Genomic DNA, 14,979 nt, shown 5'->3' with positions numbered 1-14,979 from the left:
GGAAGAAAGCAGTGTGACCGGGGCGACACCCGCACACTGCCCACACTCAACGAGGAGGTAGGCACATGAGCGCCAACCAGACATTCAGCATCGCTTCGATCCCGGCCGACGGCGTGGGCAAGGAAGTGGTGTCCGCAGGCCGCCGAGTCCTGGACGCCCTGGCCGAACACTCGAACGGAAAGTTTGCCTTCGACTGGACCGAGTTCCCTTGGGGCAGCGAGTACTACGCCAGGACCGGCCAGATGATGGACCCCAAGGGCCTGGACGCCCTGAAGGACTTCGACGCCATCTACTTCGGGGCCGTCGGCTGGGAAAACGTCCCGGACCACATCAGCCTCTGGGGCCTGCGCCTGAACATCACCCAGAACTTCGACCAGTGGGCCAACATCCGCCCGGTGAAGTTCCTCCCCGGCGTGCAGTCCCCGCTCCGCAAGGCCGACACCACCGAATTGGACTGGGTGGTGGTCCGCGAGAACAGCGAGGGTGAATACGCCGGCCTCGGCGGCAGGAACCTCAGTGGGCGCGGACCCGGCAATGAGGTGGCGCTGCAGACCGCCCTGTTCACCGAGAAGGGCTGCGAGCGCATCATGCGGTTCGCCTTCGACCTGGCCCGGACCCGGGCCGTCAAGAAGGTTTCCTCGGTCACCAAGTCCAACGCGCAGCAGTACGGGATGGTCCTCTGGGACGAGGTCTTCAACCGCGTCGCCCTGGACTACCCGGACGTCCAGACCGAAAGCGTCCTGGTGGATGCCATGAGCGCCAAGTTCATCCTCAAGCCCGAGGACCTCTCCGTCGTCGTCGCCTCCAACCTGAACGCCGACATCCTCTCCGACCTCGGCTCGGCGCTGGCCGGCAGCCTGGGCCTGGCGGCCAGCGCCAACCTGAACCCGGAGCGCCGCTTCCCGTCCATGTTCGAACCGGTCCATGGCTCTGCCCCGGACATCGCCGGCCAGGGCATCAGCAACCCGATCGGCGCCATCGCCAGCGCCGCCCTGATGCTGGACCACTTCGGCCTGCACGCGGAAGCCCGCCAGGTGGAAGCCGCCATCGAGGCGGCCACCGGCGCCGGCCACCTGACCCGCGACGTGGGGGGCAAGGCAAACACCGGGGACGTCACCGAAGCCATCATCAAGGCCCTGACGCTCACTCCGGCAGCGGTCTAGGCACGCAGTAGCCCCCGGCGCCGCCATTCGGTTGCCGATTCCAAGCACGGGGCGGGCGGTGAAGCAGTACCGCCGGCCGCCCCGCACCAACTTTCTTCAGAACATCCTCCAGCGACATTCCACAATGAGGTAGGAATCATGGACCACACCAGCACCGCCGCGGCTACAACAGCGGCCCCGAAAACCCGGTGGTACCGCCAGCTGTACTTTTGGGTACTGACGGCGATCGTCATCGGCATCCTGGTCGGCTGGCTCGCCCCGGCAACCGGTATCGCGATGGAACCGATCGGCACCACTTTCGTGAACGCGATGAAGATGCTCATCGGGCCCATCGTGTTCCTCACGATCGTCGGCGGCATCGCCAGCGTGGCTGACCTGAAGAAGGTGGGCATGACCGGGCTGAAGGCGCTGACCTACTTCCAGGTCGGCACCATCTGCGCCCTGGCATTCGGCCTGGTAGCCATCAACGTCTTCCGGCTCGGCGAAGGCGTGAACGCCGATCCGGGCGCCATCAAGACCTCGGACTCGGCCGCCAAACTGATCGATGCGGGCCAGCACCAGGAATGGTGGCAGTTCATCACCAACATCGTCCCCACCAGCGTGGTCCAGCCCTTCGTCGTTGGCGACATCCTGCAAATCATCTTCATTGCGGTGGTCTTCGGAATCGCCCTGAACGCCCTGGGCAAGGTGGGCGCCCCGGTCCTTGACGGGGTGCAGCGGCTGACCGGGGTCATGTTCAAGATCCTCGGCTTCATCATGAAGGCCGCGCCCCTGGGAGCCTTCGGCGCCATGGCCTTTGCCGTGGGCAAGTACGGCGTCTCATCGCTCACCAGCATGGGCGGCCTGATCGCCCTGTTCTATGCCACCTCCATCCTCTTCGTCGTGGTGGTCCTCGGCTCGGTCATGGCGTTCCTGAAGCTGAACATCTTCAGCATGATCCGGCACCTCAAGGAGGAATACATGCTCATCCTGGGCACCTCCACCGCCGAGCCCGCCCTTCCAGGCCTGATGCGCAAGCTTGAGAATGCCGGAGTCAAGAAGGAAACGGTCGGCCTGGTGGTCCCCACCGGCTACAGCTTCAACCTGGACGGCGCCGCCATCTACCTGTCTTTGGCCGCCCTCTACATTGCACAGGCCACCAACACCCACCTGAGCATTGGCCAGCAGCTGGGCCTGCTCGCGGTCATGCTGCTCACCTCCAAGGGCGCGGCAGGAGTCGCCGGCGGCGGCTTCATCGCCCTAACCGCCACCCTGGCCACCATCGGGACCATCCCCGCCGCCGGAATCATGCTGATCTTCGGCATCGACAAGTTCATGTCCGAATGCCGGGCCCTGGTCAACTTCACCGGCAACGCCGTAGCCACCCTGTTTATCGCCTGGTGGGACCGCACCCTCGACGCGGACCGTGTGCGCCGCGTCTTCGCCGGCGAAGCCGTGGACCCGCTTCCGGCCCCGGCGCCGGGCCACCTCGAGGCCGCCGACGGTTCAGGCGCCCACCCCCACAAGGAGCCGGCCCTCCAGGAAAGTACCGCCGGCGTCGAACCTTCCCTGCCTGCCCGCAGTCCCGCCTACTCCGAAACCGCCTGACATGCCCGCCAACACCACGGTCCGCGCCCTGATCGCACCTGACAAATTCAAGGGCAGCCTCACCGCAGGCGAGGTGGCACACGCCCTGGCGGCCGGGCTCCGGTCCACCGCCGGGGCCGCCCGGACCATCGAATGCGAGCTGCTTCCGCTGGCCGACGGCGGGGACGGCAGCGTGGACGCGGCCGTCTCGGCCGGCTTCGCCCGGCACGCCTGCACCGTCACGGGCCCCACGGGGCAAACGGTCCGGTCGTCCATCGCTTTCGACGGCGTCACCGCCGTCGTCGAAGTCGCCAACACCTGCGGGATCGCGCTCCTGGCGGACGGCTCCCTGGATGCCCTCAATGCATCCAGCCGCGGTTTCGGTGAGGCGGTCCGGTTCGCCCTGGGCCTGTCGCCCGCGCGGATCGTCCTGGCCTTGGGCGGCAGCGCCAGCACCGACGGCGGCATGGGAATGCTGACCGCCCTGGGATACGCCTTCCTCGCGGCCGACGGCACGGAACTGCCGGGGACCGGCCACGCACTCGGCCGGATCCACGCCGTCCGGGGATCCCTCCTGCCAGGCCTGGCAGGGACGGAACTGGTGGTCGCCAGCGACGTCTCCAATCCCCTCACCGGACCGGCCGGGGCAGCGGCCGTCTTCGGGCCGCAAAAAGGCGCCGGCCCGGCGGATGTCGACGCCCTCGACGCCGGGCTGGAACATTTCGTGGGGAGGATGGCGGACGCGGGGTTCGGCGCCGCGGCCGGCCTGGCACGGCATGACGGAGCCGGCAGCGCCGGGGGAATCGGGTTCGCGTGCCTGCTCCTGGGCGCGCGCCAGGTCTCCGGAGCGGACTTCTTCCTTGACCTGCTGGACTTCGATGCCCGCAAGGACAGCTGCGACGTCGTCATCACGGGCGAAGGCAGCATCGACGCGCAGACCCTCGCCGGCAAGCTGCCCGCCGCGGTGGCCCGGCGCTCCGGCACCCGCACCCTCATCGCCGTTGCCGGCCGCTCCCTGCTCCCCCGGAACGCTGGGCGGACCTGTCCCTGGCGCAGGTCTACGCCCTGGCCGACTACACCAGCCGGGACTCCGCCAAGGACCCCGTGCTGTCCGCCGCCCTGCTCACCCGGATCGGCCGCGACATCGGCCGGCAGATCGGCCAAGGCATCCGCCAGCCCGGCACGTTTGTCCCGTCCACCGGTTGCACCGCCCAGTAGCATCGGGAGAGGGAACACCGAATACTCCCTGTCCGGCTGGGTACCTTTCCACGGGCAAGGGGCTACGGAGCATCCATGCCAGCACGGAGACGAGCAGTGGAAAGAGGAGCTTATGCGGGAGCCGGGGACCAGCGAGCGCGTTTCGGATGCGGATAACACCGCCGGAGTGGGGGAAGGGGAGGCAGCCGCCACGGAGCCGGCAGCGGACCTGGAAGTCACTTTCGACGAACAGTTCTTCGCCGCCCGGCCAAAAGCGCTGCGGCCCGTCGCGAGGCGGCGCCAATTCGTGGGCAACAGGCCCTCCTTCGAATTCGACGGCCGGAACGCTGCGTACGTGGATTGGCTGCGCAACCAGGCCATGCTCGGTGACGCCAACGTCCTGGCCCGGCAATTGTCCGGCCAGGCCAGCATGTGGCAGAACTCGTACGCGCATCCGAACCCCCGGGCCGCCGTCGAACGCGCCCCTGTCTGGTTCACCGCTTACCCGCTGTCCTTCATCACCGAGCCGGGCCGGTCCTTCCTCTCCGCCCTGGGAGACAAGGCCATGTGGGAAGCCTTCCGCGAGATCGGCATCCGCGGCATCCACACCGGGCCGGTGAAACTGGCCGGCGGCATCAGCGGCTGGTCGCACACGCCCAGTGTTGACGGGCACTTCGACCGGATCAGCATGGCGATCGATCCGGTCTTCGGCACCGAAGAAGAGTTCCGCAGCATGTGCGAGGTCGCTGCCGAGCACGGCGGCACGGTCATTGACGACATCGTCCCGGGCCACACCGGCAAGGGCGCCGACTTCCGGCTGGCCGAAATGAACTTCCGCGACTACCCCGGGATCTACCACATGGTGGACATTCCGGAGGAGGACTGGAACCTCCTGCCCGATGTCCCGGAGGGGGCGGATTCGGTCAACCTCAGCCCTGATTCTGAACAGGCGCTGCAGAAAGCCGGGTACATCATCGGCAGGCTCCAGCGCGTCATCTTCTACGAACCCGGGGTGAAGGAAACCAACTGGAGCGCCACCCGGCCCATCGTGGACACCACCGGCAAGACCCGCCGCTGGGTCTACCTGCACTACTTCAAGGCCGGGCAGCCCTCCATCAACTGGCTGGACCCCACCTTCGCGGGCATGCGGCTGGTGGTGGGCGACGCCCTGCACTCCCTGGTGGACTTGGGTACCGGGGCGCTCCGCCTCGACGCCAACGGGTTCCTGGGCGTGGAAAAGAGCGCCGAGGAACAGCCCGGCTGGTCCGAGGGCCACCCGCTGTCCGAGGCAGCCAACCAGCTGATCGGATCCATGATCCGCAAGGTGGGCGGGTTCTCCTTCCAGGAACTGAACCTCACCATCGACGACATCAAGGCAACCTCCGAATCGGGTCCCGACCTGTCGTACGACTTCATCACCCGGCCCGCGTACCACTACGCCCTGGTCACCGCGGACACCGAATTCCTGCGGCTGACGCTGCGCCTGTCCATGGAGATCGGGGTGGACCAGGCGTCCCTGGTCCATGCCCTGCAGAACCATGACGAACTGACCTACGAGCTCCTGCACTTCGCCGCCGGGCACCGGGAGGAGATGTTCGAACTCAACGGTGAGGAACTCACCGGCGCACAGCTCGCCGAGCAGGTCCAGCAGACCCTGCGGGACCGGCTGACCGGTGAGAACGGACCGTACAACGCCGTCTTCACCACCAACGGCATCGCCTGCACCACCGTCAGCTTCATCATGGCCGCCCTGGGCATCCAGGATCCGGACGCCGTGACCCCGGAGCAGGAGGCACAGATCCGGGACGTCCACATCCTCCTGGCCATGTACAACGCGCTGCAGCCGGGAGTCTTCGCCCTCTCCGGCTGGGACCTCACGGGCATCCTGGCCCTGGACCGGAGCAGCGTCCGGGAACTCACCTCCCAGGGCGACACCCGCTGGATCAACCGCGGCGCGCACGACCTCATGGGGACCAGCCCGGACGCCACCACGTCCTCGGCGGGCATGCCGCGGGCGCGCAGCCTGTACGGCACGCTGCCGGAGCAGCTTCAGGATGCGAACTCGTTCGCGCGCAGGCTGCAGCGGATCCTTGCCGTCCGCGAGGACAACGGCATTGCCACGGGCACGTTGCTCGATGTCCCCGAGGTCTCCAACCGCGGGGCACTGGTGCTGGTCAACCGGCTCCAGGACGGCGCCTTGCAGGTCACGGCGCTCAACTTCTCCGGGCAGGACATCGCCGGCAGCATCCAGTCCAACGAGCTGCCCTCCGGGGCCAACGTCAAGGACCTCTTCAGCGGCGAGACGGTGGGGCAGGTGGATGACCTGCACAGCTTCTTCCTCGAACTGCCGGCCTACGGCGGGACGGCACTGCTCCTTACCGAGGCACCGGAGCCGGACGCGGAGGCATAACGGAGGACGCCGGGCGGCGCCGGAGGATTCGTTCCCGGCGCCGCCCGGCGCTGCTTTTTGCTACCCCGCGATCGCGCCCGAAAGCGTGGCTTCGATGATGGCCGGCGAGAGGACGTACTGGGTAACCAGCTGGCTCGCGCCGAGGACGGCCGCCTGGTCGCCTGCCCGGGAGACATTGATGCGCAGGTGCGAGGTGGCCAGCGGCGGGGAGCGCCGGTACACCACCTCACGGATTCCCGCCACCAGGTGCTCACCCGTTTCGCCGAAACTGCCGCCCACCACGATGACGGACGGGTTGAGCAGGTTCACCGCGGTGGCAAGCACCTCACCGATGTCCCGGCCGGCCTGCCGCAGCGCCTGGATGGCCTGCAGGTTGCCGTCGGCGGCGAGCCGGAGCACATCCGCGCCCCTGGCGACGTCCACGCCCTGGTCCCGGAGGGAGCGTGCGACGGCGGGCCCGGACGCGAGTGCCTCAAGGCACCCGTAGTTTCCGCAGGCACACAGGACCTCCGCACCGCGGGCCACCTGGACGTGGCCAAGGTCGCCGGCCGTGCCGTTCGCCCCGCGCTGCAGCTGCCCGTTGCTGATGATGCCGGACCCGATGCCGGTGGCCACCTTCACGAAGAAGAAATTGTTGTGCTCGGGCCAGTGGGCGGACTGCTCCCCCAGCGCCATGATGTTCACGTCGTTGTCCACGAGCACATGGACGGGCAGGGACCGCTGGACGTAGCTGACCACGTCGAACCCGTCCCAGCCAGGCATAATGGGCGGCTTGACCGGTTTTCCGGTGTCGTGTTCCACCGGCCCCGGAAGCCCGATGCCAATCCCGGCAAGTTCGGTGACGCTGCGTCCCGCGGACGCCAGCAGTTCCTTGCCCTGCGCAACCACCTGGTCCAGCACGGCTTCCGGCCCGTCTGCCACCTGCAGGGACAGCCGATGCTCGGCGAGGATTGTCCCGCCAAGGTCGGTGACCGCGACAATCACGTGCGTGGCACCGACGTCGACGGCCAACACCAGGCGGGCGGACGGGTTGAAGGCAAAGCGCGACGGCGGCCTCCCCCCACTGGAGAGTGCCTCACCGGCGGGTCCCACCAGGCCGGAGAGCATGAGCGCGTCAATCCGGGAGGCAACCGTGGACCGGGCGAGGCCCGTGCTCAGGGCCAGCTCGGCACGGGTACGGGCCCTGCCGTCCCGCAGCAGCTGGAACAGGTCCCCCGCGCGCGACAGATTGCCGGCGTCGGATTCCTTCCCGAGCTGTTTCCCGGCGGGTGAAGAAGTCATGCACTAAGTCATAACACTCTTACTTAGCACTGTCATCACGCCAGAAGAATAACGAGAAACAAGCAACTTTTGCTTGACGGGCGGCAAAAGTAGTTCTACCTTGTGACTCGGGGCACATTCGTGAATCCGATGGCTGGTATCCACCACGGTGATCCCAACCACTGCAGAGTCCGCTTACGAAGAGGTAATTGAACTTGTCCCATCACACCGCGCCGACAGACCGGCCCTTGGGGGTTGGCATCCTGGGGGCAGGACCGGTGACCCAGGCTATCCACCTTCCCGCCCTGGCCCGGCTCCGCGATGTCCTCGAGGTACGGCACATCATGGATGTCGACGCAGCAGTTGCGTCTTCCGTGGCGGCGCGCGTCGGGGCAACGTCAAGCTCGAGCATGGACGAGCTGCTGGGCGATCCGGCCGTGGACATCGTCGCGATCTGCAGCCCCCACCAGTTCCACGCGGACCAGGTCATCGCCGCCTGCCGGGCCGGCAAGAAGGCCGTCCTCTGCGAAAAGCCGTTCGCAATGAACGCCGAGGAAGCCACCCGCATCTCCGCGGTCAGCACCGAAACCGGGGTCCCGATCGTCGTCGGCGCCATGCACACCTTCGATCCGGGCTGGCTCGCCGCCGAACAGAACTGGGGCGACCTTCCCGAAACGGCCCACACCATCCGTTCCTCCATCGTCCTGCCACCGAACGCCCGGTTCGAAGACTTCGCCACGGAAATCCTCACCCGCCCCGCCGCCGGCCGGCAGGACTACTCGGACATCGAGGTCCTCAAAGCCGCCCTCCAGGGCGGGATCATGGGCCTGGCCATCCACGACCTTCCGCTGGTGCGCCGGTTCACGCCCGATTTCGAGCACGTCGAAGTCCTGCAGGCACGGCACGTCCGCCCGTTCGGCTACGCCGTCTCCCTCCGGACCCCCTCCCGGGTCATTGAACTGCGGGCCGTCATGAACGGCACCTGGAAGCCCGAGTGGACTTTCGAGGCCATCGCCGACGATTCCGCGCTCCGGATCGACTTCACGCCCTCCTACGTCCAGGCCGGCTCCGCCGTGGCCACCTTCACCCGCAATGACGGCAGCGAGACCTCCAGCTTCGGCCCCTTCGGCCACAACGGCTACGAGGGCGAGTGGCGCGAACTTGCCGGGCTCGCCAATGGAACCCGGCAGGCCCCGCCCGCCCAAACCCTGATCGACGACCTCACGTTTGCCCTGGCCATCGCCGGGGCCACAGTGGAAAGCGCCGCCCGGGACCATGCGGCCGCAACCGACACGGCAGGAGTTTCCGCATGAGCGCCCACTTCACGGTGCAGGCCACGCCCGCAGCCAGGGAGGCAGGCGCGGTCACCGAGACGGTGGCATCGCTGCCTGCAACGTTCGGCCCCATGCCGGCCGGGCATTCCGGCCAGGCCGACGTGCTGGTGGTTGCGGGCAGCCGCGGATGGGCCGCCGAAGCCGCCGGCGCCGTGCAGGCAGGGGCCCGCGGCGTTGTGGTGGCCAACCCCGTGCCCGAGGACACTTCGGAGCTCGCGGCTGCGGCAGACGCGGCGGGGGCCGTCGTCGTCCTCGATCTCCGATGGGCCGCGAACCCGGCCCTGGTTGCCGAAGGTTCCGGCACGGATGCCCGCGGCGCAGTGCGCAGCGGGCTTGGCAGCGCCTCGCTGCTGGACAGCGTGGCGACGGCGGCGCCCGGCACCGATCCACGGCAACTCCTCAGCGACCACCTCGCCGCCCTGCTTGCCGTGGCAGGCCGGCTGGACGGCGTGGCCGTCCTGCGCCTGGACGCCTCCGGTTACACGGCCAGCGGCAGGCTGGCGAATGGCGCGCCGTTCACCGCCCAGGGCGTGCTTACCGCCGCCCGGCCGGCCGGCGTCGACATCCGCCTTTACACCGCCGACGGCGGGGTTGCCGTCCGGGTCCCCGATCCGGACGCCGCCTGGCCTGCGGAGGTCCGGGTCACCGGGCCGCACGGCGACCTCCTGCTTCCCACCCTGTACGAATCCGCCCACCGGTTTGCGTGGCGGCGGCTGAAGGAGCACCTCAGCGCCGGCACCAGGCCGGACGATCTGGCCGGGTTCGCCCGGCTGACCGACCTCTACGCAACCCTGACCGCCACGTAACCAGCCTTCAGATACGCAACCGAACACAGCAGTCCAGTCCCACCTCCACTCTCAACGATGAGCAGGACCGTACCAACGGCACACTGCGCCCGACGGTCCCGAAAGGACACACCATGAATGCATCTTCCGAACCACGCCGCTCCTTCTCCCGCCGCGGCTTCCTGGGCCTGACGGCTGCCGCGGCCTCCGTGCCGCTGCTGGCAGCCTGTGGTGGCGGTTCGGCGTCGCAGGGCGGCGGAGGCGGAGCCGGCGGGACCGTCAAGTTCTGGGACATGCCTTGGGCAACGCCGGCCTACAATGATGCCGCCAAGAGCATCGCCGAGGGCTTCTCCGGTGCCAACGGCAGCAAGGCCAGCTACCAGATCATCCAGTGGAACAACTTCTACCAGACCTTCTCCTCCGCGATTGCTTCCAAGACCGGTCCCGCGGTTTCCACCGGCGGCGGCTTCCAGGCGTTCCAGTTCGAGCAGCAGGGCCAGATCGCCTATGCGGACAAGGTGATTGACAAGCTGAAGGCGAACGGCCAGTTCGACGACTTCCTGCCCGGCGTGCTGGACCCGTTCAAGTCGGACAAGGGCTATGTGGCTGTTCCCTGGCAGCTGGACATGCGCGTCTTCTGGTACCGCAAGTCCCTCTTCGAGAAGGCAAACGTTGCCCTGCCCACGGACTGGCCGTCCCTCCTTGAAGCCGGCAAGGCCCTGAAGAAGGTCGGCGCCTTCGGCTTCACCACCGGCGCAGGTGCCGGCAACAACTACGCCAACCACTCCATGATCATGATGATGGTCAACAACGGCGGCGGCGTGTTCAACAAGGACGGCGAGCTGGACCTGTTGAACGACCGCAACGTCGAGGCTATGGAGTTCGTCCTGGAGCTCGTGTCCAACGGCATCGTGGACCCCGCCGCGGTCAGCTACACCACCGACAACATGTCAGCCCAGTGGAAGGACGGCAAGGCAGGCTACGGCCTCTTCCAGGTGAACGTTCCGCAGCGCGTGGGCGACACCTCAGGCGACCTCCTGGTGGCTGACCCGATCAAGGGCCCGCACGGGGACAAAGCCACCATCGTGTTCCCGAACAACATCATGATGTACACCAACACCCCCTCCCAGGACGCCTCCGAGGAGTTCCTGGTGTACTACCTGGGCCAGCTCAAGCAGCTGTGGCAGAAGAAGCTCATGTCCGCACTGCCGGTCTTCAAATCCATCACGGAGATGCCCGAGTTCGCGGACGACCCCAACAACGTCAAGATCGTCAAGGACTGGCAGCCGATCGCCAAGACCTTCGCCTCCCAGGGCAGCAAGCTGAACGCCAACCTGGCCGCCCTCGACGGCGGCCAGGCCCTGAACCAGTTCAGCCAGACCATCATCACCGGAAAGGCCGACGCCAAGACCGCCCTGCAGACCTTCCAGTCCGGCCTCGAGTCCGTCCTGAAGAAGTAAGCGCCCGCCATGTCCTCCACCACTGCACAATCCGGCCTCGCCCGGGCCCGCCGCGGGCTTGCCCCCGGCGGATCCGGGGCCGCCCCCGGCAAACGCAAGAGCAAACTCTCGGCCCAGGCCACCAGGACCTTCTTCTGGCTCCTGCTCCCCTCTGTGGTCCTCCTGGTCCTGATCCACGGCTACCCGCTGATCTATGCCGCGGTCCAGGCGACGCACGACGGCGACCTGCTCCAGACCGGCAACTTCGTCGGCGTCCAGAACTTCACCACCGTCCTGACCTCGCCGGCGTTCTGGAAAGCCGCCCAGTTCACCCTCTGGTTCACCATCGTCGGCGTGTTCGGATCCTGGCTCGTGGGCCTGGGCCTCGCCCTGCTCCTGCGCACCAAGATCCCCGCCGGCAACACGTTCAAGGTCCTGCTGCTCCTGCCCTGGGTGGTGCCGATCGTGGTGTCCTCCACCGCCTGGAACTGGCTGGTGGCCACCCCGGACAGCCTGATTCCCGCACTGTTCCGGAACCTCGGCCTGGGCACCCCGCTGTTCCTGGCAGACCCCACCCTGGCCTCCATCACCGTGATGGTCTTCAAAGTCTGGGTCAGCTTCCCGTTCATGATGATGATGATCTCGGCCGCCCTGGCGTCCGTGGACACCACCGTCTACGAGGCCGCCAGCATGGACGGCGCCAGCCGCTGGCAGCAATTCACCCAGATCACCCTGCCGCTGATCGCCCGCTCCACCTACATCAGCTGGATCCTGATGACCATCTTCTGCGTCAACGACTTCCCCACCATCTACCTGCTCACCGGCGGCGGACCCGTCAACGCCACCACCTCCCTGGTGGTCCTGGCCTACCGCACCGTGTTCCAGGACTTCGCCACCGGCCCCGGCGTGGCCATCGCCTTCCTCATGACCATGACCCTGGTGGTCATCTCGGTCATCCTGTACCGCCAGATCCGAAAGTCGAGTGTCGAATAATGAGCGCAGCAGTCCACGCCCATCCCCAATCCGGCCCGACCCTCGGCGTCGGCCAGGCAGGCAACACCCGCCGGGTACTCTCCGAAGCCGGCCAACGCGGCCGCTGGTGGCGGTTCATCGCCATCCTCATCATCACCGCGATCGTACTGGTACCCATCATGGTCACCATCGTGCTCGCCTTCACCCCCGGTCCCAACAGCACCGCCACCGGCCTGACCTTCGAGAACCTCAGCAACGTCTTCTCCAAGACCCTTGCCGCCACCTGGCTGAAGAACAGCCTGGTCACCACCCTCTCCACCGTGGTGGTATCGGTGGCGGTGGCCGCACCCGCCGGCTACGTCCTCTCCCGCGGCCGGTCCAAGGCCGTCTCCGGCTACTCCCTGCTCCTGTTCGTCATGCAGTCGCTGCCCATCATCACCTCGGTGGTGCCGCTGTTCATCCTGTTCGCCGGGATGGGCCTGGTGGACAACCTCCTGGGCCTGACCATCATCTACGTCGGTTCCACCATGACGGTGGCCACCTGGATGATGGCCGCGTACTTCGACTCCATCCCCATCAGCCTCGAGGAAGCGTCCTGGATCGACGGCTGCTCCGTCTTCGGATCCTTCACCAAAGTGGTCCTCCGGAACTCCCTCCCCGGCGTCCTCTCCACCGCCATCTTCGCCTTCCTCCTGGCCTGGAACGACTACCTCGTGGCCATCGTCTTCCTCCGCTCCAACGAAATCTTCACCCTTCCCATGGGCGTGCAGTCCTTCTTCCAGCAAAACGCGACAGACTGGACCTCAGTCATGGCCCTGGCCGTGGTCATGATGCTCCCGCCCGTCATCGTGTTCGCCGCCCTGAACAAATACTTCAGCGTCGGTGGCATCGGCGGCTCCCTCGCGGGCCGCTGACCTCCGGCATTCGTCCAACCGCTTCCCAACACCGTTAAGGAAACCCATGTCCTACTCGCTTCAGCTCTACACGCTCCGCAACGCCATCTCCGAGGACCTGCCCGGCACCATCAAGAAGGTTGCCGATATTGGCTTCACCCAGGTGGAGCCCTACAACTTCGTGGCCACGGCCAAGGAACTCGGCGCAGCCCTGAAAGAGAACGGCCTCACCGCACCGTCCGGGCACGCCCCGCTGATGAGCCAGGACCAGGACGAAATCTTCACCGCGGCCAAGGAACTGGGGATCAGCACGGTCATTGACCCGTTCCTGCCTGCCGAGCACTGGCAGAAGGCCGAAGACATCCAAGCCACCGCCGATAAGCTCAACCAGGCTGCCAGGAAGGGGGCCGAATACGGCATCCGGGTGGGCTACCACAACCACGCCTGGGAACTGGAGTCCATCATTGACGGCCGCACCGCGCTGGAATACTTCGAATCCCTGCTGGACCCGGAACTCGTCCTCGAAGTGGACACGTACTGGGTAGCCGTTGGCGGGCAGGACCCGGTGGACATCCTGGCAAAGCTGGGTGACCGGGTGAAGTTCATCCACATCAAGGACGGCCCCCTCACCAGGGACAACAAGGCCCAGCAGCCGGCAGGCCAGGGCAAAGTGCCGGTCATGGACGTGATCGCCGCGGCCACGTCGCTTGAAGTGGGAGTGGTGGAGTTCGACGACTACGCCGGTGACATCTTCGAAGGCATCGCCGAAAGCCTCGCTTTCCTGAACAGCAACTCCGCAGCCGAGGGGGCCAACGCGTGAGCACCCCCGCAGCAAAATCTCCCCGCAAGGGCCCGGTGGGCGTCGGCGTGATCGGCGCCGGCGTGATCAGCAAGCAGTACCTGGACAACCTCACGGCGTTCCCGGACCTGAAGGTCCACGTCATCGCGGACCTCTTCGAGGAAGCCGCCGAGGCGCGTGCCAAGGAGTACGGCGTCCCCGAGTGGGGCGGGGTGGAGAAGGCCCTGAACCATCCCGACGTCGAAATCATCGTCAACCTCACCATCCCGGCAGCACACGTGGAGGTGGCCACCGCCGCCGTCAACGCCGGAAAGCACGTCTGGACCGAAAAGCCCTTTTCCCTGGACCGCGAGTCCGGGCTTGGCCTGCTCAAAACGGCGGACACCGCCGGTATCCGCCTGGGCTGCGCCCCGGACACGTTCCTCGGTGCCGGGATCCAGACCGCCCTGCGCCTGATCCAGGGCGGCGACATCGGCACCCCGCTGACGGCAATGACCACGTTCCAGACCCCCGGCCCGGAGTCCTGGCACCCCAATCCGGCGTTCCTCTTCCAGCACGGTGCCGGCCCGCTGTTCGACATGGGCCCGTACTACCTCACCACCCTGGTCCAGGCGTTCGGCTCCATCCGCAAGGTGGCCGCCGTCGGGTCCAAGGCCAAGGATGTCCGCGTGATCGGTTCCGGCCCCAAGGCGGGCGAGGAATTCACGGTCGAGGTGCCCACGCACGTCTCGGCCATGGCGCAGTTCGAGTCCGGCGCCTCCTCGCACAGCGTCTTCTCCTTCGAGTCCCCCGGACCCGGATGGGCTTCGTGGAGATCACGGGCACCGAAGCGACCCTGTCGCTGCCGGATCCCAACTACTTCACCGGCGACATCAAGCTCTGGCGCGCCGGCGACGAGGACTGGACCACTGTTCCGGCCACCGGGCCTGCCAACGGCCGCGGCATGGGCGTCCTGGACATGGCACGGTCCATCCGCGCCGGCGTCCCGCACCGCGCCACCGGAGACCTGGCGTACCACGTGCTGGACACCATGGTTTCCATCAGTGAGTCCATCGACTCCGGCACGTTCATCGACGTCGAGCAGCCGCCCCGGCATCCTCCGCCATCCCGGAGGACTGGGCTCCGGAAACCGCCACCCTCTGACAGGCAGCAGGAACGCAT

10 protein-coding genes and 2 pseudogenes are annotated in these 14,979 nt (G+C 67.1%); 11 read left to right on the top strand and 1 reads right to left on the bottom strand.

The annotated features are described in order from the left end of the window. Positions 1-65 precede the first annotated feature (65 nt). The 4 genes and pseudogenes from ACX5I6_RS06055 to treS all read left to right on the top strand — a co-directional run bounded on the left by ACX5I6_RS06055 (position 66) and on the right by treS (position 6,336). A complete protein-coding gene (locus ACX5I6_RS06055; RefSeq protein WP_285318777.1) occupies positions 66-1,163 on the top strand; it encodes a tartrate dehydrogenase in 1,098 nt (365 codons plus the stop codon). Between the two features lie 138 nt (positions 1,164-1,301). Then, positions 1,302-2,750 carry a C4-dicarboxylate transporter DctA gene (gene dctA / locus ACX5I6_RS06050; RefSeq protein ID WP_461839846.1) on the top strand — a complete coding sequence of 483 codons (1,449 nt, stop codon included), beginning with the start codon at positions 1,302-1,304 and terminating at the stop codon, positions 2,748-2,750. A 1-nt stretch (position 2,751) separates the two neighbouring features. Next, positions 2,752-3,681, top strand: a pseudogene (locus ACX5I6_RS06045) (glycerate kinase); the annotation flags it as partial. 378 nt (positions 3,682-4,059) lie between these two features. Then, positions 4,060-6,336 (top strand): maltose alpha-D-glucosyltransferase, encoded by a 2,277-nt coding sequence (treS, locus tag ACX5I6_RS06040; RefSeq protein ID WP_285246729.1) that lies wholly within the window; start codon positions 4,060-4,062, stop codon positions 6,334-6,336. Positions 6,337-6,396: 60 nt separating this feature from the next. Here treS and ACX5I6_RS06035 read toward each other — a convergent pair whose 3' ends face one another. Continuing rightward, positions 6,397-7,617: an ROK family transcriptional regulator gene (locus ACX5I6_RS06035; RefSeq protein ID WP_461839845.1), complete on the bottom strand. Its 1,221-nt coding sequence runs from the start codon at positions 7,615-7,617 to the stop codon at positions 6,397-6,399. Positions 7,618-7,844: 227 nt separating this feature from the next. Between ACX5I6_RS06035 and ACX5I6_RS06030 the strand changes: the two genes are divergently transcribed. The 7 genes and pseudogenes from ACX5I6_RS06030 to ACX5I6_RS06000 all read left to right on the top strand — a co-directional run bounded on the left by ACX5I6_RS06030 (position 7,845) and on the right by ACX5I6_RS06000 (position 14,961). Beyond that, a complete protein-coding gene (locus ACX5I6_RS06030) occupies positions 7,845-8,909 on the top strand; it encodes a Gfo/Idh/MocA family protein (RefSeq protein ID WP_461841678.1) in 1,065 nt (354 codons plus the stop codon). Next, complete coding sequence (locus ACX5I6_RS06025; protein WP_461839844.1) at positions 8,906-9,736, top strand: hypothetical protein; 831 nt, start codon at positions 8,906-8,908, stop codon at positions 9,734-9,736. Before ACX5I6_RS06030 ends, ACX5I6_RS06025 begins: the two co-directional genes overlap by 4 nt. A gap of 113 nt (positions 9,737-9,849) precedes the next feature. Further along, on the top strand, positions 9,850-11,175 hold the full coding sequence (locus tag ACX5I6_RS06020; RefSeq protein WP_018762697.1) for an ABC transporter substrate-binding protein: 1,326 nt from the start codon (positions 9,850-9,852) through the stop codon (positions 11,173-11,175). Between the two features lie 9 nt (positions 11,176-11,184). After that, positions 11,185-12,147 carry a carbohydrate ABC transporter permease gene (locus ACX5I6_RS06015; RefSeq protein ID WP_285246725.1) on the top strand — a complete coding sequence of 321 codons (963 nt, stop codon included), beginning with the start codon at positions 11,185-11,187 and terminating at the stop codon, positions 12,145-12,147. Next, positions 12,147-13,040 (top strand): carbohydrate ABC transporter permease, encoded by an 894-nt coding sequence (locus tag ACX5I6_RS06010; protein ID WP_461839843.1) that lies wholly within the window; start codon positions 12,147-12,149, stop codon positions 13,038-13,040. The genes ACX5I6_RS06015 and ACX5I6_RS06010 overlap by 1 nt, the downstream gene beginning before the upstream one ends. A gap of 46 nt (positions 13,041-13,086) precedes the next feature. Next, positions 13,087-13,839 (top strand): sugar phosphate isomerase/epimerase family protein, encoded by a 753-nt coding sequence (locus ACX5I6_RS06005; protein ID WP_461839842.1) that lies wholly within the window; start codon positions 13,087-13,089, stop codon positions 13,837-13,839. Next, a pseudogene (locus ACX5I6_RS06000) lies at positions 13,836-14,961 on the top strand (Gfo/Idh/MocA family protein). Before ACX5I6_RS06005 ends, ACX5I6_RS06000 begins: the two are co-directional and overlap by 4 nt. Positions 14,962-14,979: the final 18 nt, after the last annotated feature.

This window comes from Arthrobacter sp. MMS24-T111 (assembly GCF_054888995.1).
Note: the sequence above shows the minus strand (reverse complement) of the source record. Positions and strands in the feature narration are given on the sequence as shown.

Excerpts from the sequence above, each read along its gene's own strand:
- ACX5I6_RS06055 (WP_285318777.1), top strand. The coding sequence starts at position 66 with ATGAGCGCCAACCAGACATTCAGCATCGCTTCGATCCCGGCCGACGGC.
- dctA (WP_461839846.1), top strand. The coding sequence starts at position 1,302 with ATGGACCACACCAGCACCGCCGCGGCTACAACAGCGGCCCCGAAAACC.
- treS (WP_285246729.1), top strand. The coding sequence starts at position 4,060 with ATGCGGGAGCCGGGGACCAGCGAGCGCGTTTCGGATGCGGATAACACC.
- ACX5I6_RS06035 (WP_461839845.1), bottom strand. The coding sequence starts at position 7,617 with ATGACTTCTTCACCCGCCGGGAAACAGCTCGGGAAGGAATCCGACGCC.
- ACX5I6_RS06025 (WP_461839844.1), top strand. The coding sequence starts at position 8,906 with ATGAGCGCCCACTTCACGGTGCAGGCCACGCCCGCAGCCAGGGAGGCA.
- ACX5I6_RS06020 (WP_018762697.1), top strand. The coding sequence starts at position 9,850 with ATGAATGCATCTTCCGAACCACGCCGCTCCTTCTCCCGCCGCGGCTTC.
- ACX5I6_RS06015 (WP_285246725.1), top strand. The coding sequence starts at position 11,185 with ATGTCCTCCACCACTGCACAATCCGGCCTCGCCCGGGCCCGCCGCGGG.
- ACX5I6_RS06010 (WP_461839843.1), top strand. The coding sequence starts at position 12,147 with ATGAGCGCAGCAGTCCACGCCCATCCCCAATCCGGCCCGACCCTCGGC.
- ACX5I6_RS06005 (WP_461839842.1), top strand. The coding sequence starts at position 13,087 with ATGTCCTACTCGCTTCAGCTCTACACGCTCCGCAACGCCATCTCCGAG.